General features: G+C 48.1%; 16 protein-coding genes. 6 read left to right on the top strand and 10 right to left on the bottom strand.

Features of this window, described 5'->3' with window-relative positions:
• Window positions 1-352: 352 nt before the first annotated feature.
• From H6995_00620 to H6995_00600, 5 genes are all read right to left on the bottom strand, one after another.
• Entirely contained in the window at window positions 353-973 is a 621-nt protein-coding gene (locus H6995_00620; GenBank protein ID MCP5213499.1) for a MarC family protein, read from the bottom strand.
• A gap of 143 nt (window positions 974-1,116) precedes the next feature.
• A complete protein-coding gene (locus H6995_00615) occupies window positions 1,117-1,599 on the bottom strand; it encodes a GFA family protein (GenBank protein MCP5213498.1) in 483 nt (160 codons plus the stop codon).
• 233 nt (window positions 1,600-1,832) lie between these two features.
• A complete protein-coding gene (locus tag H6995_00610; GenBank protein ID MCP5213497.1) occupies window positions 1,833-2,096 on the bottom strand; it encodes a MoaD/ThiS family protein in 264 nt (87 codons plus the stop codon).
• A 36-nt stretch (window positions 2,097-2,132) separates the two neighbouring features.
• Window positions 2,133-3,317: a hypothetical protein gene (locus H6995_00605; GenBank protein ID MCP5213496.1), complete on the bottom strand. Its 1,185-nt coding sequence runs from the start codon at window positions 3,315-3,317 to the stop codon at window positions 2,133-2,135.
• 339 nt (window positions 3,318-3,656) lie between these two features.
• Window positions 3,657-4,157 carry a DUF402 domain-containing protein gene (locus H6995_00600; GenBank protein ID MCP5213495.1) on the bottom strand — a complete coding sequence of 167 codons (501 nt, stop codon included), beginning with the start codon at window positions 4,155-4,157 and terminating at the stop codon, window positions 3,657-3,659.
• A gap of 202 nt (window positions 4,158-4,359) precedes the next feature.
• Here H6995_00600 and H6995_00595 point away from each other — a divergent pair, with 202 nt between their 5' ends.
• Complete coding sequence (locus H6995_00595; protein ID MCP5213494.1) at window positions 4,360-4,638, top strand: hypothetical protein; 279 nt, start codon at window positions 4,360-4,362, stop codon at window positions 4,636-4,638.
• Window positions 4,639-4,757: 119 nt separating this feature from the next.
• Here H6995_00595 and argA read toward each other — a convergent pair whose 3' ends face one another.
• From argA to H6995_00575, 4 genes are read right to left on the bottom strand one after another with little or no spacing between them, the layout of a single operon-like run.
• Window positions 4,758-6,068: an amino-acid N-acetyltransferase gene (argA, locus tag H6995_00590; protein ID MCP5213493.1), complete on the bottom strand. Its 1,311-nt coding sequence runs from the start codon at window positions 6,066-6,068 to the stop codon at window positions 4,758-4,760.
• A gap of 27 nt (window positions 6,069-6,095) precedes the next feature.
• On the bottom strand, window positions 6,096-7,253 hold the full coding sequence (gene argE / locus H6995_00585; protein ID MCP5213492.1) for an acetylornithine deacetylase: 1,158 nt from the start codon (window positions 7,251-7,253) through the stop codon (window positions 6,096-6,098).
• A gap of 23 nt (window positions 7,254-7,276) precedes the next feature.
• A complete protein-coding gene (locus tag H6995_00580; protein ID MCP5213491.1) occupies window positions 7,277-8,560 on the bottom strand; it encodes an inorganic phosphate transporter in 1,284 nt (427 codons plus the stop codon).
• 41 nt (window positions 8,561-8,601) lie between these two features.
• Entirely contained in the window at window positions 8,602-9,282 is a 681-nt protein-coding gene (locus H6995_00575) for a TIGR00153 family protein (GenBank protein MCP5213490.1), read from the bottom strand.
• Window positions 9,283-9,481: 199 nt separating this feature from the next.
• Here H6995_00575 and H6995_00570 point away from each other — a divergent pair, with 199 nt between their 5' ends.
• Both H6995_00570 and H6995_00565 read left to right on the top strand, forming a co-directional pair.
• Window positions 9,482-10,519 carry a Fe(3+) ABC transporter substrate-binding protein gene (locus tag H6995_00570; protein ID MCP5213489.1) on the top strand — a complete coding sequence of 346 codons (1,038 nt, stop codon included), beginning with the start codon at window positions 9,482-9,484 and terminating at the stop codon, window positions 10,517-10,519.
• Between the two features lie 101 nt (window positions 10,520-10,620).
• Window positions 10,621-12,303: an iron ABC transporter permease gene (locus tag H6995_00565; protein MCP5213488.1), complete on the top strand. Its 1,683-nt coding sequence runs from the start codon at window positions 10,621-10,623 to the stop codon at window positions 12,301-12,303.
• A 7-nt stretch (window positions 12,304-12,310) separates the two neighbouring features.
• On the opposite strand, the gene H6995_00560 is transcribed toward H6995_00565, so the two are convergent.
• Window positions 12,311-13,360 carry an ABC transporter ATP-binding protein gene (locus tag H6995_00560; protein ID MCP5213487.1) on the bottom strand — a complete coding sequence of 350 codons (1,050 nt, stop codon included), beginning with the start codon at window positions 13,358-13,360 and terminating at the stop codon, window positions 12,311-12,313.
• A 223-nt stretch (window positions 13,361-13,583) separates the two neighbouring features.
• Here H6995_00560 and H6995_00555 point away from each other — a divergent pair, with 223 nt between their 5' ends.
• The 3 genes from H6995_00555 to H6995_00545 all read left to right on the top strand — a co-directional run bounded on the left by H6995_00555 (window position 13,584) and on the right by H6995_00545 (window position 19,418).
• Entirely contained in the window at window positions 13,584-15,374 is a 1,791-nt protein-coding gene (locus H6995_00555) for a type II/IV secretion system protein (protein ID MCP5213486.1), read from the top strand.
• 89 nt (window positions 15,375-15,463) lie between these two features.
• Window positions 15,464-18,418, top strand: coding sequence for a bifunctional [glutamate--ammonia ligase]-adenylyl-L-tyrosine phosphorylase/[glutamate--ammonia-ligase] adenylyltransferase (gene glnE, locus H6995_00550; protein MCP5213485.1), 2,955 nt, complete (start codon window positions 15,464-15,466; stop codon window positions 18,416-18,418).
• An 82-nt stretch (window positions 18,419-18,500) separates the two neighbouring features.
• The gene (locus tag H6995_00545; GenBank protein ID MCP5213484.1) at window positions 18,501-19,418 is read left to right on the top strand and encodes a branched-chain amino acid transaminase; all 918 of its coding nucleotides are present in this window, start codon (window positions 18,501-18,503) and stop codon (window positions 19,416-19,418) included.
• Window positions 19,419-19,449 lie beyond the last annotated feature (31 nt).

Below are 19,449 nucleotides of genomic sequence, written 5' to 3'. Positions count from 1 at the left end.
GACGTTGTATGGCATTAAAATGGTCTTCCTTAAACGTGAAGGTATGCTTGTTGGACTTCTTTTTTGTACTATCTCCATTTATTAACTCTTCCTATATTGACTTGACTTACCTAGAGAAACTAAAGAAAAACCCGAATTAAATCAGATTTATCCCTGCAATTATTGTTTGTAGCGGCTATTAACATTTGTCTGCTCACTCACTTCCATTTGCTTTGAGTCTTCATGACGCCACCCTAAATCCTTTATTGCACTCTCGAACTCATTTCTCCGTACCGCATCAGTTTTTTTCGAATAATAGAATCATAAAAATAATCTACAAACTTAACTTGGTCACATAATCACTTGTATGTTTTTATACATGAAAAATTTTATAATACTCTCCCAGTCCTGCCAGGATATTGGTCGTGGCCACAGCGGATAAAATAAACCCCATTATCCGGCTAACAACGCTTGCACCACTGCTTCCGATTATTTTATTAATCCAGCCAGCCAGCAGCATCAAGATGTAAACCAACACTATGACGGAAAGCATAACCAGTACTGTTTGCGTTTGCTCCCATAGACTAAATAATGTGTTTTCCGTAAGAAGCACCGCAGCTAACATTGCCCCCGGACTTGCTATTGAAGGAACGGCAAGCGGAAAAATGGCTGTTTCACGATGATCTTTTTTCAAAAGTTTTATCTCTGCCTCTGGTTTACTATCACCAAAGATCATATTCAGCGCAAAAAGAAACAGAACAATTCCACCAGAGATTTGAAATGCGGAAAGCGGAATTGATAAGGCCTTTAATATCAGTTCACCGACCACTACGAAAAATATCAATATGCAAGCAGAGAAAATTGTTGCCAGTAATGCAATACGTCGCTTTGTTTTTTGATCAAATTGATCAGTTACTGCGATGAATACAGGTATAGTGCCTATTGGGTCTATAACAGCAAAAAATATTATAAAAGTAGCCAAAACATCAATCATTTACTTTAGTCCTAATCTCACCATTCACACCAGGGAAACACATCATATATGGTCTCTAACCCCACTCTCTTTTATCGGCTTAATGCCGCACTCACTGGTGGTGCAAAAACCGCAACAACTTACGGATTCAGCACAATGTATTGTTAGGCCTGAGTTGCAATATTATATCTCCTGACACTGGTCTCAGGCCAAAATTCACTCCTTCGATAGAACTCTTCTACTTTCGCAACGGTATCGCCCAGCTCTAGCCAAGATTGCTTGGTTGAAGTATAAATGTGAATATCTGGAGGACATAAATTCGGATTATCTAACGTGCCAACGCGCACAAATGCCACTTTTTCTTTAGCCGCGCCATAATAGCTCCACAACGCTACTTCACACTTAGGGCAACGTATAATTACTTGTCCAACACCACTATTTGAAGGAGTTTTAATCTTTTTTACAACACCCTTCCTGACGCTTAATTGTTCGCTTTCAATTAGCGCATTAACAGCAAAAGCTGAGCCAGTTTCGCGTTGACACCATGAGCAATGGCAGCAATGCACAAATAAGGGTTTACAGTTTAAAGTGTAATGGACTTCACCACATATACATCGGCCACTGGCAGGGCAGCTTTCATCATTCATAAATTCAAGTATCCGTATATTTCTTCATTGACATCACGCTTGCAACAACAGCGCCCCTTGCCTGCATTGGTAATGTTTTAGAGTGAATCCGTAACTTGGAATCCACGCTCAATCATTTCGAATAATTCCCCTTTATACCCCCCCTTTCAGCATTAAGAGGTCGCCCCTTTAGTCTTTGTTTTAATCCTTCAGTACGCCAAAGGTCATATGAATCAATTTACGCATTGCTGCGCCTAGCCCCCGGTCAGCGCCTGAAAAACGTATACCACCCCATCTTCAGGGACTCGGTCCGTGAGCGTCTTTCTATCAACCAATATCGTTTTATTGACGGCGACAAGGACATGCCGACGCAGCGCGCCACGCTCGTCAAGGACGTAGTCCGTAAATCCGGGAGCGATATCATTAACGGCACACAATACATCGGCAACCGAGCCCGCTGGCACAGTGATTTCGCGGCTCTGAAGTTCCGGGAAGAACCGGTAAAGATGCGATGTCATTGCAACAGTAACCATAGCCTCAGTGACCATAAGCCTTTAACTGAATCGTACCGAATAGATCGGTGGAAAATTGTTACCCAGACATTGCCAGGTTTCGCCACGATCTTCTGACAAGTAAAGATTGCCCGTCGTACTACCGAAACAAACGCAATCGTCCGCCGCATCCAAACCGTGCCGATAAACGATATCATAGGCATTATTCTGCGGCAGGCCGCTACGAAATGATTGCCAGGACTGGCCGCCATCTATGGTTCGTGCCACAAATAAACCGCCGTCAATGGTCATGCGCTCCGAATCTGCCCGCGCGGGTAACACCCAGGCAGTGCGCCCGTCTTGCGCGTCTGCCGCAATCGGGAAGCCAAAGTGTACGCCCGCTTCCGGTACGCTGACTTTTTTCCAGGATTGTGCACCGTCTGCACTGTAAAAGACGCCACAGTGGTTTTGCTGCCACAGGTGATCCGGTTGTCCAGGACAGGCAGTGACAAAGTGAGGATCATGGCCCCATTCGGCTTGTGGATCCGGTAGGTAGTCCATCAGCATACCTCTGTTACGGCCCGCCCAGGTCTTCCCGCCATCAGTGGTTTCGAGCACGCCCGCAGACGAGGCCGCGATATAAAGATGATCCGGGTTGCGCGGATCGATAACGATGGAGTGAATTCCCGGTTCGAACACACCGTAATCGATGCTCGCCGGTGTTCCGCCCCATTGATTCCTGCTGGTAGCCTCGCCGGCGAACAGATCGCCGCCACGACTTTCATGGTTCCAAAGAGACCGGTTGAGTTCCCAGGAATCGCCACCGTCATCGCTGACAAATAACCCACCCGGGATGGTGCCTGCATACAGCCGACCGGGCTGGCCGGAACTACCGAAGGTAATATTCCAGATCTTATACACGGTGGCATCCTTGTACTCGGGCTGACCCTGCGGTGCTTCCGGATCGAAATCCGGTGTCGGTAGGTATTGAACGATATGGCGTGCGCCGTCCGGATACTTGACAGACAATACATCCTGCCAAGTTACGCCCGCGTCACGCGAACGGGATAGCTTCGGCCCCCAATGGCCATGATCCAACGACGCCCATAATGTGCCGTCACGCGGGTCACGCGCTGCGTAACAGACAGGAATACCTTCGTGCCTAATCGGCTGTGGTTGCCATTGCGAATTTTTGCGCTCAAGAATAACAGTACCTTTGCGCGTACCCAGTAGAATGCTATTTGGCATGATTCAGGCCTCAGAATGGTAGATGGATTGATACACCTAAAGGAATGAGGTCTTGCGCTTTTTCGGCGCGAAGTAAGGTCTATCCCAATCCCTGTTGTTGCTAATTATAGAAGACACCGACACCCCCGCGCACGTCCTTGCCAAATGCCGCAATTAGCGGCGGCGGCTACCTTTAAGCTATATAATCGACTGGCTATTAATATAGAAGGCGTGGGGATATATTTTTCTAAATGCTACCAGCCGAGCGCGATACTGCGTGAAAATAGCATTTAGGCGACCCCTTGTCTTGCCTTTTAAGCAGCCGGTTTAGCTGTTTTACCGGATCTGGGCAGATCGAGTCTATTTGAATCTAGCCGCCAAAAAAACCCGGCTCGTCTGATCTACTTCATCTATTATTTGTATAGATTGCTCTAGAATATGATCTCTGGTTTGATCAATAAGTACACTCAGTTGAGTGGAAATATCTTCGGGAACTTCATCCTCATCCAGCACCCGACAAATTCCATCAGGGGTGATAAAAATATCCACTACTAGATCACGCCAATAAATGCGCGTTTCATCAATTTGCGTAGAATCGCTGATATTAAAATAAAAGCCTAATGTCTGCCCGGCTGTGGAGAGAAAATGGTAGATATTATAATTCCGTTCCTGCCAAAAATAGCCAAAGCTGATGGTCCCCGCTGGCATACAGGTTTCTTCGAGTACGACCTTATTTTGCAGTTGATAAATAACTACCGCTGCGGTTTCGGTAAATTCCACTAATTCACAGCGAAACTGTTTGGGCCTACCGACGAGAACATCTTTGTATTCTTCAATCCATTTAGCAGGTTTAGACATCATTTTATATCCAATATAGAAAAAACCAGCATTTATTATTCCATAAAAGTCTAAAAAGACATGGAAGTATAGTTGTTTTTTAACCAAAATGTGTAATAGTTACACGAATGTTACATTAAGTAACAATAAAAGTAACAAACGGCTCGCTAACAAGCTTTTTGTTACTTTACTCAAAAATCACGATGTAAATTAAGGAGATCCTAGCATGAAAAAGTTAACGGCCATACTGATCGCATTAGGTGCCTCAGCAGGCTTAGCGTTTGGCAAGATTGTCTATGAGGACAAGCTTGCAAGTTCAGTAGCACCGGTACAGACCGCGCAGGAAATTAGCTCTGTGGATGATCGCGCATCTGCGAACAGCCAAGCAGTCGCTGATAACCAGCTCGTAAATCAGCTCAATCATCGAGTCGCCTATCAACTCGAACAGATGACGCTTGAGCTAGACCATAAAATTGAAAAGCAAATGAAACCCTATGCCTTATAAACTTATGCTCTATAAACCAGAAGGGCGATGACCAAATCATCGCCCTTTTTGTTCCTTGGTATAAAACGTCAAAATAATTGCTCTCAGCTTTTCAATCAAACCCGGTAAAGACAGCAAGCCTATAAACACAACTCGAAGACACTGGAGTTACGCTGCCAGTTGTACAGCATTTGTTTGCCTTTGGGCAAAGAGGCCACCTCAGACTGCTCAAACCCCCTTTCCAAAAACCAATGCGCCGCCTGCGTGGTTAACACCACCAGTCGATTTAGTTTTTGCGTCTTGGCCTGTTTTGAAACGTGCGCTAATAGTTGGTCACCTCGACTTTTATTGCGGTAATCTGGATGCACAACAAAACAAGCCAGCTCGCCGGTTTTATCATGATCAAAAGGGTACAGTGCTGCACAGGCAATCACAGCCCCATCGCGCTCAATGACACAAAAGCGATCTATTTCCTTTTCCAACAATTCGCGTGACCGACGCACCAGTACACCCTGCTTTTCCAACGGACGAATCAATTCGATAATGCCACCAACATCATTAATATTGGCCTGACGTAATTGTTCATAACTTTTAACAGCCACCAGCGTGCCCGCACCATCGCGGGTATAAAGCTCGGTGATCAGCGCGCCATCTTCCTGATAACTCACCAGGTGGACCCGTGAAATGCCTGCGTGACAGGCATGGCAGGCCGCCGTTAAATACCTATTTATTTCATCCGTCTGCGTGGCCTCAACCAGTAGTTGTTCCGCCTCCTGAGTGTTCAGCTCACGAATCAAACTACCATCCGTCGACGCGCCTTTATCGGCACACATCAGAATCAACTTGTCAGCACCCAGCGCTATCGCGGTTTCTGTCGCTAAATCTTCGGCGGACAGGTCAAATACTTCTCCCGTCGGCGAGAAGCCTATAGGCGGCAACAGTACTATCGCCCCTTGATCTAACTGTTGCTTTATTGCCATACAATCTACCCGCCGCACTTCGCCGGTATGGCCAAAATTGACACCGTCACGAATCCCTACCGGTTTGGCGATGACGAAGTTACCACTACAAACGCGCAAACGCGCACCATGCATTGGCGAATTAGCCAAACCCATCGACAGCAATGCTTCAATTTCTGAACGTAGCGCACCTACCGCTTCTTTGACGCAAACCAGGGTTTGCTCGTCAGTAACGCGCAGACCCTGATGAAACTGGCTAACCACACCCCTTTCCTGAAGCCGTTGATCAATTTGACTGCGCGCGCCATGAACAATGACAAGCTTGACCCCCAGACTATTGAGCAACGCGATATCATGAATAATGGTTTTAAACTGCGCGTGCGCCGCCGCTTCACCACTCATCATCAAGACAACCGTTTTGTTGCGGTTGGCATTAATGTAAGGAGCCGAATTGCGGAACCACTCCACGTAGGATTTAGTGTTATTGTTCATCTGCGCTTTTTCTTTTTAAGTCTGAGGCTAAAGACAATAGTTTTTGATCAACTTTTGCAAAAGGTCAATTGTAGGCTGAATACGGTCGATTGATAAGTACTCATCGGGTTGATGTGCCTGCTCAATATCGCCCGGCCCCAGCACTACCGTCTCCATGCCGAGCTGACTTAAAAACGGTGCTTCGGTAGCAAAGTTAACGCTGCCCGCCCGGCATCCCGTTAATTTTTCCAGAGTTAGTACCAGGTCTGATGTTGCCGCCGTTTCATGCGCTGGAATCCCGTCAAACAGCGGGTCGACACTGATACTGACTTGATGCTTGGCCGCAACAGGCTGAATTCGATTATTTAACGTTTCGCGCAACACATCTAAATCCATGCCAGGAATAGGACGGATATCTATTTCAAGATCGCAGTGGCCGCAGATGCGGTTAGGGTTATCGCCCCCACGGATGCAGCCCAGATTCAAGGTAGGAAAAGCAATTTCGAAGTGGCTGTTTTGATAACCCTGCGCCAGTTGCCGTTGAAATTGCAACACTTCTCCCAGCACATCGTGCATAGCCGCAAGCGCGTTACGCCCTAGCGCGGGATTCGATGAGTGGCCCGATTGACCATGCACCCGTATCGCCTCCATCATCATACCTTTGTGTAGGCGTATCGGGCGCATGCCGGTGGGCTCGCCAATCACCGCATAGCGAGCTAATGGCTTGCCCAATTCCACCAAAGCTTTAGCGCCTGACATCGAACTCTCTTCATCAGCGGTCGCCAAAATGATCAGGGGTTGCTTTAATGGAGTTCCCAAATATTTTTTCGCCGCTTCAATGACAATAGGGAAAAAGCCTTTCATGTCGCTAGTCCCGAGACCGTATAAGCGACCATCACGCTCGGTTAGTGCTAGCGGATTATGTTGCCAAAGTTTGTCATCGTAGGGCACCGTGTCGGTATGGCCGGCAAGTACCAGACCGCCAGGTCCGGCTCCCAAAGTGGCAATAAGATTCGCCTTGCCAAGCTGATTGGCTAACGGCAATATCTCTACACAAAAGCCTAATTTCTCCAGCCAGTCCGCCAACAACTGGATCACTGACAAATTAGGTTGATCAAAATCTGGATTAGTACAGCTAACGGAAGGCAATGAGACCAGTTGATCCAGGGATGCAAATAAGCTAGGAAAGGATGGGCTAATCACCATAATTCTCTGGCGACAAGCGCCCGTTAACTAAACATTCCCTTAAACATAAAGAAGAACATAATTGAAAGTCCGGCTCCAGCTGGCAAAGTAACGATCCACGAAAGTACAATAGTACGGATCATCCGCAGGTTAAGAGCCGCCATGCCTCTCGCCAAGCCAACCCCTAACACCGCGCCCACTAGGGTATGAGTGGTAGAGACCGGTAAGCCTGTACCAGAAGCGATGACCACCGTGGTGGCCGCACCGAGTTCCGCCGCGAAACCACGACTAGGGGTTAAATGGGTTATCTTGCGACCGATGGTGGCAATTACTTTAAACCCATAGGTGGCTAAACCTACCACAATACCACCACCGCCAATCACCAAAATCCACCAGGGTATGGGAGATTTTTGTGCGATCTCACCGCCGGATGCGACGATACTGACAATCGCTGCAACTGGCCCTATCGCATTCGCCACATCATTGGAGCCGTGCGCAAAAGCCATACTACAGGCAGTAAACACCATTAAAACAGCAAAAACTTTTTCCACGTTGGCAAAACGATCCACGTTTTTGTAACCATAAGTATGGGTTACTTGTTCTTCAGCTTTCACCCTACTTAGCAGGAACTTACCAATGACCATGACGACCAAACCGCCTACTACCGCGAGTCCCAAACACTCCATGTAACTGAAGTGCAGCCCGATATTTTTTAAACCTTTGGTGAGGGTGACCATGCAAATCATGACGCCCACATAGAAAATGTAATAAGGAATATATTTTTTCGCATTTTCGTAGGGGTTTTCCGTACTGAGCACCAGCTTCTGTACACTCTTAAACAGCATATAGGAAATGGTTCCCGCCATGACTGGCGAGACTACCCAGCTCGCCACGATGGTCATCACCTTATCCCATTTGACGGCGTCGACCGAAATACCCACCATGGCAAAGCCAACAATAGCGCCGACAATTGAATGCGTAGTTGAAACCGGCCAACCTAGCACGCTGGCAATCATCAACCAGAATCCAGCAGCCAGCAAAGCCGACAGCATGCCATACACCAATAACTCTGGACTCCCCATTAACAAATCTGTGTCAATAATACCTTTACGGATCGTCGAGGTTACTTCACCTCCCGCCAAATAAGCCCCCGCAAATTCAAACACCATAGCGATAAAGATTGCCTGTTTAATCGTAATCGCTTTAGAGCCGACAGAAGTCCCCATGGCGTTAGCCACGTCATTTGCCCCAACACCCCAAGCCATGAAAAGGCCAAATGCGCAGGCCAATAAAATAAAGGTATTCGCGTGCTCAATTATTATGCTCATAGGCTTTCTTCTATATTCTTATCATTATTGGAGTAGGTCTGTTAACGCGCAATCAGCAGCTGCAAACGGCTTCCAACCTTTTGCGCACAGTCTGCCAAATCACCTATCCATTCGATGATTTTGTATAGAAACATGACATCCACTGGCGGCAAATTTTTCTCGATTGAGAACAGCTTTGCCCGAATGGTAACTTCAATCTTATCGGTCTCATGCTCAATCTCATTGAGCTCAGTGATCATTTTCTCGACCAGCCTGATTTCACGCCCCCCAAAAGCCGTTTCAACCAATTCATCCAGCTCATTAATGGCGCTAACCGCCTGCTCAGATGCCGCTAATGAGCGCTTTAAATATTCGAATACGGGTTCATGCAACTGTGCCGGGATAGACATTTTCCGACCCAGCATCAGGCCCGCAATATCCTTCGCACGATTGGCAATTTGATCCTGCTTAGCCAAGAGCGCCACCAAATCCGAACGCGGCACAGGTAAAAATAAGCTTTTTGGCAAGTGTAAGCTGATTGATTTCTGAATCTCATCCGCTTCATTTTCAAGCTCAGCAATTTTGGCTTGAGCCCGAGCAGCCTGCTCCCAATCATCATGGAAAACTGCCTGAAAAAAAGTAGTGAGCTCTACTGCACATTGATGAGCTGTCGCAATATGTCGCTGTAACGGTTCTACCGGTGAACGACCAAACAGGTCGGCAAAAAACTTACCCGTAGCCATAAAATATTTCCCATTATTTGTGAGATGAGGGACAGGAATTATATGAGCATATTGGCACGAGGCCAACCTACCCACACAAAATCACTAGCTAAACCCAATTCAATGGTGGATGAATTGATCTAGGTCGTTGACTTTAATAATTTTATAAATAAGAATAATTCTTATTTACCGAAATATTAGCCCCAAGGAGTTTCGACCTATGTTGTTCACCAAAGGATTATATCGCTTTTTTACATTCACTTTGCTGTTATTTGCAGTTTCCGGTTTCACCCAGGCGGCGGAGGAAGTCAATATATACTCTGCCCGCCAGGCGTTCTTAATTAAGCCCATGCTGGATGCCTTTACTCAGGAAACCGGCATTAAGACGAATGTAATTTTTGCCAAAAACGGTCTTATCGAGCGTATTGAACATGAAGGCCGCAACACTCCCGCAGACTTGTTTTTAACACCCGACATTGGCCCACTCCACGACATAGTCACACGTGGGCTCACGCAAGCTGTTGACAGCGCCACTTTGCAGAAGAATATCCCCAGCCAATATCGAGACCCCAATAACCATTGGTTCGGCCTCACAACACGTTCACGTATTATCTATACCGCCAAGGATCGGGTAAAAACTGGTGACATTCTCCGCTATGAAGATCTCGCCGACCCCAAATGGAAGGGTAAAATTTGTACCCGCAGCGGAAAACACTCCTACAATCTCTCCCTGATCGGCAGCATGATCGCCATTCATGGAGAAGCAGAAGCACAAAAGTGGTTACAGGGCGTTAAAGCCAACCTAGCCAGGAAACCCCAAGGGGATGATCGCGGTCAGGTAAAAGCTGTTAAAGAAGGCATCTGCGATATTTCACTGGGTAACAGCTATTATTTCGGTAATATGATTACCAATGCGGAACATCCAGAGCAGATCGAATGGGCAAAATCGGTCAACCTGTTATTCCCCAACCAAGCGGACCGCGGCGCCCATATGAACATTAGCGGCGCAGCACTGACCAAACACGCAAAAAATAAAACCAACGCCATCAAATTACTGGAATTTCTTAGCGGCCAGATGGCGCAATATATGTACGCACAGGAAAATTTTGAATTTCCGGTTCGTCCTGGTACGCCAAAGTCATCCTTAGTCCAGCAATATATGGGTGACTTTAAAGCAGACAAACTCAGCCTTGCTACCATTGCTGAAAATCGTTCGAAGGCATCTAAACTGGTTGACAAGGTCGGCTTTGACAATTGAAGCTAATCCCTGCTTGACTTGCCAAAGCCGTTAAGCAGCCGCACAAAACGGCAGTCATAATGACTGCCGTTTATATTTGAGAGATTTGTAAGCCCCGACCAATGAGCACTGTTTCTGCACCACCAATAACAGGAACAATCCTGTTGAAAGCCAATGGCTTGCATCGTCGCTGGCTAACCAGCGCCTGGATAATTGCTGTACTGGTAGCATTGCCTGTCGTTTCAATATTTTACTTGGCACTTTTCCCCAGCGAAAACATCTGGAGCCACCTAGCGGCAACTGTATTACCTACCTATGTTATGACTACCCTAATACTGATGCTTGGTGTTGGCGCTCTATCCACCCTGATTGGCGTCAGTAGCGCTTGGCTGGTCACCATGTGCCGTTTCCCCGGCCGCAGTTTTTTCGAATGGGCGCTATTGCTTCCCTTTGCGATCCCCGCCTATGTCATCGCCTATGTCTATACCAATATTCTGGAATATGCCGGGCCGGTACAGATCGCCCTCCGCAGCACCTTTGGTTGGCAATCCTATCAGGATTACTGGTTCCCTGATATTCGCACCACCGCTGGTGCAATTTTAATGCTCGCGCTAGTACTTTATCCCTATGTTTATATGCTCGCACGGGCTGCTTTTTTAGAGCACTCAGCAAATATCCACGCTGCCAGCCGTACGCTAGGTTGTACTGCCTGGCAAAGCTTTATTCGGGTTTCACTACCGATGGCACGACCGGCTATCGCGGTTGGCTTATCTCTTGTCTCAATGGAAACTATCAATGATTTTGGGACAGTGGATTTTTTTGCCGTCAAAAGCCTGAGCGCTGGCATTTATGATACTTGGCTGAACATGAATAACCTGGGCGGAGCCGCGCAAATCGCCAGCATGATGCTTATCTTTGTCGTCGTACTTATTACTTTGGAACGCATGGGTCGCGCCAAACAAAAGCAGTTTAATAGCGCAGATCGTTTCAACACCACCGAAAGTTACCCGCTCAGAGGCTGGCGCAGTGGGGCTGCTGTAGCAATTTGTTTGCTCCCATTCCTCGCTGGCTTTGCCATACCCTTCAGTCTTTTATGTTTATATAGCATTGAAAATTTCAGCCATAATTGGAACGAGCAATTTCTTGGTATCGCGGCGAATAGTTTTCTGCTATCACTCTCCGCCGCCGCTACAGCCTGCATAATTGGACTTTTGCTGGCATACAGCAAACGGCTAAATCCTGGCCGAAGACTAACAGCGGCAGTGCATTTTGCCAACTTGGGTTATGCGCTACCGGGCGCTGTCTTAGCCATCGGTGTGATTATCCCCTTTGCCGCCTTTGATAACAGCCTCGACGCCATCATGCGAGAACAGTTTGGTATTTCCACTGGCCTGCTGCTCAGCGGCACAGTCGCTGCCATTATCTTCGCCTATGTCGTCAGATTTCTTGCGGTCGCACACGGGTCGATAGAATCCAGTCTTGGCAAAATAACGCCGACGATGGATATGGCTTCCCGATCACTTGGCTACAACACCTGGCAGACCTTATTTAAGGTGCATTTACCCCTGATTCGTGGCGGTATCTTGACTGGCGCACTCATCGTCTTCGTCGACTGCATGAAGGAGCTACCCGCTACCTTGATTTTACGTCCCTTCAATTTTGATACGCTAGCGACCTACCTCTATCAATTCGCTTCTGACGAAATGATAGAGGAATCAGCACTGGGAGCACTACTGATTGTACTCGTTGGATTAGTTCCGGTGATTTTATTGAGCCGTTCAATTTCTGCTGCGCGTAAAGTTTAACCCTCAGTTAGCTCACCCGAAACACCACCAGTTGTTCGGCCTCCAAGCGCAGACCAACAACATCGCCGACCTGATAATCATGATCGGCCATTAACGATGACTCGACTAAGCTCCCACTTGGGAGTTTAAGAGTATAGAGCGTAGAGGTTCCAAGAAACTCCTTGGTGACCACCTCACTATTGACGCAGCCTTCATTGTCGCCTGGAATCACCTCGTGCGGACGCACAAAGACATCCACCTGATCACCAACTGCGCCGTTAAAACCAAGCGCCTCGACTAAGCCGATATCGGTTTCGATCATGGCATTAGCAACCAGTTTACCGCGCAGAAATTTACCTTCGCCAACAAAGTTAGCCACCAACGGGCTGACGGGATGATGATATATCTCGAAAGGTGTACCCCACTGTTGTAAACGCCCATTGGCAATCACACCCAGTTTATCACTCACGGTAAAGGCTTCATTCTGATCGTGAGTAACCAGGATCGCAGATATTTTTTCTTCTTTGAGGATATTCCTTACCTGCACAGCCAGCTGGCGGCGTAACTCCGTGTCCAGGTTAGAAAACGGTTCGTCCATCAAGAGTAACTGAGGCTTGGGAGCCAATGCTCGCGCCAGCGCTACTCGCTGTTGTTGTCCGCCCGAGAGTTCGTGAGGAAAGCGCTCCGCCATATCGGTAAGCTCCACCAGCTCAAGAAGATGCTGCACAGTGGCTCTTTGTTCTTTCGCCGATAATTTTTTTAAACCAAAATTAATATTATTCTTGACGCTGAGATGAGGAAAAAGGGCATAGTCCTGAAACACCATACCAATATTGCGTAGTTCTGGCGCAACCACCATGGTTGACGTCGCTATCAAGTTCCCAGCTAATACTAACTTACCACTATAGATCGGATTAAACCCAGCGATTGCTCGTAACACCGTGGTTTTACCGCAACCGCTTGGACCGAGCAGACAGGCAATTTCCCCTTGCAACACCTCAAAGGAAAGCTGTTCGACAATTTTTTTGTTCTGATAGCGACACTCTATGTCGTCGACTTGCAGCAGTGCTGTCGTCATGTTAAGGCACGCCTTTCCGGCAAGTGAATAGTGGTTCAATACATCTCCAAAATTTCTGCATAGCCATTCATATTCGCTGCATAAAGATTAGGGATTATAAAAGCATATGAACGACGGGGCCAAGCGCGCTTCAACAAATGGGGGCATTTATTCTATTAATGCTAAAGATGGGGCTATAATTGAGCAGCAAGCACTCCAACTCTAAGGTCAACTGTGAGCCACTATGTCAGTCACCACCAGCGTTAAAGAAAAAAAACAGCAAGGCCACCCGATACTGCTACGCAACCTGCTCACCGATCTGGTAGCGGATGGGCGTTTAAATCAGGATGACGTGGAAAAGTTGTTTATTGCCCAACGCAGCCCTACCCAACTGGGCAAACATCCGATCGATCAAATTGCCGCCTTCGGCTTTGTCGACCAAAAAAATTCAAAACGCAACCTAGATCAATATGCCATTTCCGATTGGCTCGCCAAACGCGCTGGCCAGGATTACTACCACATTGATCCACTTAAAATTGCCGTAAAAAAAATTACCGATGTCATGTCCTATGCCTTTGCCGAGCGCCATCGCATTCTGGCGGTTGAAGTCAATGACAAAGAAGTGGTCATTGCTAGCGCAGAGCCTTATATCTCGTCTTGGGAGACAGACCTTAAACACGTACTACGCAAAAACATTCGCCGGGTAGTTGCCGCGCCGAGCGATATCCAACGCTATACCCTGGAGTTCTACACTCTCGCTAAATCCGTTAGCGGTGCGGTCGGCGATGGCGGCAAAAATTCAGATATCACCAATTTCGAACAGATGCTGGAGCTGGGCAATATGCAATCGCCCGATGCCAACGACCAGCATATTGTCAATATTGTGGATTGGTTATTGCAATACGCTTTCTCGCAACGCGCCAGTGATATCCATATTGAACCACGCAGAGAGCAGGGTAATGTACGCTTTCGAATTGATGGGGTGCTACACCTGGTTTACCAGCTCCCTGCACAGGTCATGACCGCAGTAACCAGCCGTCTGAAAATATTGGGCCGTATGAACGTTGCCGAAAAAAGACACCCTCAGGATGGCCGCTTGAAAACCAAAAGTCCACAGGGCAATGAAGTTGAATTACGCCTATCGACGCTGCCAACCGCCTTCGGTGAAAAAATGGTGATGCGGATTTTTGATCCCGACGTTTTGCTCAGAGGCTTTGATGAACTGGGTTTAGCCAACGCTGATTATGCTCATTGGCAGCAAATGACTTCTCAACCCAACGGTATTGTCTTGGTCACCGGCCCTACCGGATCGGGCAAGACCACCACGCTTTATTCAACCTTGAAACAGCTAGCGACGCCAGAAGTAAACGTCAGCACCATCGAAGACCCCATCGAAATGGTGGAGCCTAGCTTTAACCAAATGCAGGTACAGTCTAACATTGACCTGAGCTTTGCCGATGGCGTTCGAGCGCTACTTCGACAAGACCCAGACATCATTATGGTTGGCGAGATTCGCGATTTGGAAACAGCCGAAATGGCTATTCAGGCTGCCCTCACCGGCCACCTGGTGCTTTCCACCCTCCATACCAACGATGCGCCATCGGCCATCACCCGCTTGCTGGAATTGGGTGTCCCACACTATCTAATCAAAGCTACTGTGCTCGGCGTTATGGCACAACGTTTAGTGAGAACCCTATGCCCGAACTGCAAACAACCACAGCCGATTGACGAGGAAGCCTGGACGCTACTGACCAAGCCTTGGATATCAAAACTACCAAAATCCGTATGCGGCCCCGCGGGTTGCTTAGAGTGTCGCGATACTGGCTACAAGGGTCGCTCAGGTCTCTATGAGGTTATGCCGCTAAGTAATAATCTCAAAAGTTTGATAAGCCAAAATTGTGATATTGATCAGTTGCGTCAGCAGGGTATTAAAGAAGGTATGCAGACACTGCGTTTGAGCGGTGCACAAAAAGTGGCCGCCGGTCTGACCACCATTGAGGAAGTGCTGCGCGTTACACCGGTAGTACAGGATTAAATTCGCCGCTAGAATAGCGGTGCGTGCGTAACACTTCGCGTCTGAACCCGATACAGCTCGTGAACCCATCAATTATCTAAAGAATTATCATGCTAGACACACCCTCATGCGACATCAAATTATCCGAACCCTTAAGCCAGCTGTTCGCCCATCAATGGGATAGATTTCGTTTCAGCCTTGATGAAAGCCAAGCCCAGACGGTTGCGCTAAATCTTCAACAACGCCCAGATTACACTGAACAACTTATACGTACCTGGATTGCCAGCGACTTTGTGTTCGAGCAATGCCTGCGTCGCCCTGACCTTCTCATCGAGCTGTTACAGAGTGGTGATCTGGAGCGTCACTACCCACCCACTTATTACAAGGATAAACTTTCTCAGCAGTTCGATCAGATCTCATCTGAAGAAGATTTGATGCAAACGTTACGACGCTTTCGCCAACGCGAACAAGTGCGCATCATCTGGCGGGATGTGCAAGCCCAAGGCAGCATGATAGAAACGACACAGGATGTGTCTGATATGGCAGACGCCTGTATCGACTGCTCACTGAACTGGCTTTACCAGCAGGCTTGCACCAAATTGGGCACCCCCATCTCTATCGTCAAAGGTCGTCCGATTCCACAGAAAATGGTGGTACTCGGGATGGGCAAACTGGGCGCGCATGAGCTTAACCTTTCATCGGATATTGATCTCATTTTCGCCTACGAAGGTAAAGGTCAAACGGAAGGCGGAAACAAGCCTTTGGATAACCAGGAATTTTTTATCCGCCTCGGCCAGCGTTTGATTCACGCCTTAGACACCCGCACCGCTGACGGTTTTGTATTTCGTACGGATATGCGGTTACGTCCCTATGGCGACAGCGGCGCTCTAGTGCTGAATTTTGACGCCATGTCGGAATACTACCAATCACAAGGGCGCGACTGGGAGCGCTACGCCATGATTAAAGCCCGTGTCGTCGCCGGAGACCAAGCTGCCGGGCAGCGCCTAATGGAGGAGCTACGCCCCTTTGTGTATCGTCGCTACATCGACTTCAGTGTCATCGATTCGCTGCGTTCGATGAAAGAACTGATCCGCCGAGAGGAGCAGCGGCGCGGGCTGGAACATGACGTAAAACTTGGTTCCGGCGGTATTCGTGAAGTTGAATTTATTGCTCAGGTTTTTCAGTTGATCCGCGGCGGGCGTGATATTCGATTACAGCAACGCAGTTTGCTTAAAACATTACAAATCATTGCCGAACTAGACCTCCTTCCCCAAGAGGTCTCCGCTGGCCTTAGCCGGGCCTATTGTTTTCTGCGCGATACCGAGCATGCGTTACAGGCACAAAGAGACGAACAAACCCAGAAGCTGCCAAAAGACCCATTGGCCAGGCAGCGCGTGGCATTTTGTCTGGGCTATGAAGACTGGCCATCTTTCTTTGCGTATCTAACTCAACATCGCGAATTTGTGTTAGAACAGTTCAATCATTTAATTGCCGCACCCGAGGATGAAGAAACCAGTGAGGTCGCAAAAGAACTAACCCTTTGGCAGACACTCTGGCGCCAAGAGTTAGACACAACACAGGCAAAAACCAGCTTGTCTAAACATGGCTTTGACAATGCCGAAGAGGTGTTGGATATCCTCTCGCAACTGTTTCATAGCCGTAAAGTTCAATCGTTGCAGCCAATACCGCAGCAACGTTTGGATGAGTTTATGTCGAGGATGCTGGCCGCTCTCAGCAAAGACAAGCAGCCCCAGCAAACCCTGAAACGTTTAATGGCATTGGTCGAATCGGTGTTACGGCGTACTGCTTATTTAGTGCTGCTGGTCGAAAATCCTAACGCACTTCATCAATTAATCCGGCTTTGCTCCGCCAGCCCCTGGATTGCCGAAGAGCTGGCACGCCATCCCATTTTACTGGACGAGCTATTGGATGTCCGCGAGCTTTATCATCCGGCTGATCCCGATGCACTCAAGGATGAACTTCGACAGCAGTTATTGCGCATCCCTCCGGATGATGTCGAGCAGCAGATGGAATCCCTGCGCTATTTTAAAAGAGCTCATGTTTTACGGGTTGCCGCCAGCGAAGTCAGCAACATGCTGCCGCTCATGAAGGTCAGTGATTACCTCACCTTTATTGCCGAAGCGGTGTTGAACGAAGTATTGCAGCTCGCTTGGTCTCACCTGACGACCAAATACGGCACACCACAGATGGCACCCGGCATACGTTGCGACCCAAACTTTATTATCATTGCCTATGGCAAGCTCGGTGGACTCGAACTCAGTTACGGTTCAGATCTCGACCTTGTGTTTCTGGATGACTCACCGGCAAACCTGTCAACCGATGGCGAAAAACCGGTCGAGAATTCAGTTTTCTTCACGCGTCTGGCACAGCGCATCATACACCTGCTGACCACCTTCACCGCTTCCGGTCAGCTCTACGATGTCGATATGCGTTTGCGGCCCTCTGGCGCCTCGGGGCTCTTGGTAACCTCACTCGAGGGCTTTGAGCGTTATCAGTGCGATCAGGCCTGGACTTGGGAGCACCAGGCACTAACCAGAGCCCGTGTAATTGCAGGCTCACCGGCATTACAGGAAAAATTCGAACAGCTGCGTGCGCAAATTTTATCCCAGCCTCGAAACGAGTCCGATTTAAAGCAACAAGTCATCGAAATGCGCAAAAAAATTAGAGATGCCCATGGCACCAACAGCGACTCTGAATCGGATCAGGGTCTGTTCGACCTTAAGTATGATCCTGGTGGTATCATTGATATTGAGTTTATCGCGCAATTTGCCGTACTTGCATGGTCACAAAAGCATTCAAAACTATTACAATACACCGACAATATACGCATTCTGGAAAACTTAGAGCAACTGGCACTAATGACCTCTCAAGATGCGGAGTCACTACGAGAGGCATACAAAGCATTCCGTTCTGTTATTCATCGCCTGACGCTTGATCAACAGCCTGCTCGATTATCGGTGACTGAATTAAGAAAAGCCGATTTAGATTCGCATCGTCTTGTCGTCATTAATATCTGGCAACAGGTAATGGCGACAGCAGTGTAATTTTGTTTTAATTTTCTGTGCTTGTATTAAAAGTGCAATAAAGTTTGTGAACAGTAGGAGTACGAGTATGACGCCGGCAGCAATGGCCGACCGAGATGGTCTGATTTGGTTTGATGGTGAAATGGTTGATTGGCGCGAAGCCAAAACCCATGTCCTCACCCACACGCTACACTATGGTGTCGGCGTATTTGAAGGTGTGCGTGCCTATCACGGAGAGCAAGGCACCAATATTTTTCGGCTAAATGATCATACTGACCGACTGTTCCGATCTGCCCATATTCTCGGTATGGACATGCCCTTCAGTAAAGAACAACTCAACCAGGCCCAAATTGATGTGGTGCGAGCAAACAACCTTCACTCTGCGTATTTGCGCCCACTTTGTTTCCTCGGTTCAGAAGGTATGGGATTGCGTGCAGATCAGCTCCGTACTCACGTCGCCATCGCGGCATGGGATTGGCCCTCTTACGTTTCCCCGGAAACCCAGGAAAAAGGGCTCAAAGTGCGCACCTCTTCCTATACGCGCCATCATGTTAACGTCACCATGTGCAAAGCGAAAGCAGTTGGCAATTACACCAACTCCATTCTGGCGCTACGTGATGCGCTGGACAGCGGTGCCGAAGAGGCGCTGTTACTTGATCCAGAAGGCTATGTCGCCGAAGGCAGCGGTGAAAACTTCTTTTTAGTGCGCAATGGCGAAGTACATACACCGGAGCTAACCTCATGCCTGGAAGGCATCACCCGAGACACCATCATGCGCTTCGTCCGTGACCTCGGGTTAACCATTAAAGAACGCCGAATTACCCGCGATGAAGTTTATATTGCCGATGAAGCCTTCTTTACTGGTACTGCCGCCGAAGTACTGCCATTGCGTTCATTGGATAAACGTGTGATTGGCAGCGGTAGCCGTGGCCCAATTACTGAAAAATTACAAAAAATGTATTTTGATCAGGTCATGGGGCGTCGCTCGCAGTATCCGGAGTGGCTCACACAGGTGAGCTAATGCTTGCGCCATTGCAGACCAACGGGAAAAC

It is taken from the genome of Pseudomonadales bacterium (assembly GCA_024234615.1).
GTDB lineage: Bacteria > Pseudomonadota > Gammaproteobacteria > Pseudomonadales > IMCC2047 > JAJFKB01.
The sequence above is the reverse complement of the archived record's forward strand: the minus strand, read 5'-3'. Positions and strand labels throughout refer to the sequence as shown.

Coding starts and splice junctions, on each gene's coding strand:
- H6995_00620 (MCP5213499.1), bottom strand. CDS start 973: ATGATTGATGTTTTGGCTACTTTTATAATATTTTTTGCTGTTATAGAC.
- H6995_00615 (MCP5213498.1), bottom strand. CDS start 1,599: ATGAATGATGAAAGCTGCCCTGCCAGTGGCCGATGTATATGTGGTGAA.
- H6995_00610 (MCP5213497.1), bottom strand. CDS start 2,096: ATGACATCGCATCTTTACCGGTTCTTCCCGGAACTTCAGAGCCGCGAA.
- H6995_00605 (MCP5213496.1), bottom strand. CDS start 3,317: ATGCCAAATAGCATTCTACTGGGTACGCGCAAAGGTACTGTTATTCTT.
- H6995_00600 (MCP5213495.1), bottom strand. CDS start 4,157: ATGATGTCTAAACCTGCTAAATGGATTGAAGAATACAAAGATGTTCTC.
- H6995_00595 (MCP5213494.1), top strand. CDS start 4,360: ATGAAAAAGTTAACGGCCATACTGATCGCATTAGGTGCCTCAGCAGGC.
- argA (MCP5213493.1), bottom strand. CDS start 6,068: ATGAACAATAACACTAAATCCTACGTGGAGTGGTTCCGCAATTCGGCT.
- argE (MCP5213492.1), bottom strand. CDS start 7,253: ATGGTGATTAGCCCATCCTTTCCTAGCTTATTTGCATCCCTGGATCAA.
- H6995_00580 (MCP5213491.1), bottom strand. CDS start 8,560: ATGAGCATAATAATTGAGCACGCGAATACCTTTATTTTATTGGCCTGC.
- H6995_00575 (MCP5213490.1), bottom strand. CDS start 9,282: ATGGCTACGGGTAAGTTTTTTGCCGACCTGTTTGGTCGTTCACCGGTA.
- H6995_00570 (MCP5213489.1), top strand. CDS start 9,482: ATGTTGTTCACCAAAGGATTATATCGCTTTTTTACATTCACTTTGCTG.
- H6995_00565 (MCP5213488.1), top strand. CDS start 10,621: ATGAGCACTGTTTCTGCACCACCAATAACAGGAACAATCCTGTTGAAA.
- H6995_00560 (MCP5213487.1), bottom strand. CDS start 13,360: ATGACGACAGCACTGCTGCAAGTCGACGACATAGAGTGTCGCTATCAG.
- H6995_00555 (MCP5213486.1), top strand. CDS start 13,584: ATGTCAGTCACCACCAGCGTTAAAGAAAAAAAACAGCAAGGCCACCCG.
- glnE (MCP5213485.1), top strand. CDS start 15,464: ATGCTAGACACACCCTCATGCGACATCAAATTATCCGAACCCTTAAGC.
- H6995_00545 (MCP5213484.1), top strand. CDS start 18,501: ATGGCCGACCGAGATGGTCTGATTTGGTTTGATGGTGAAATGGTTGAT.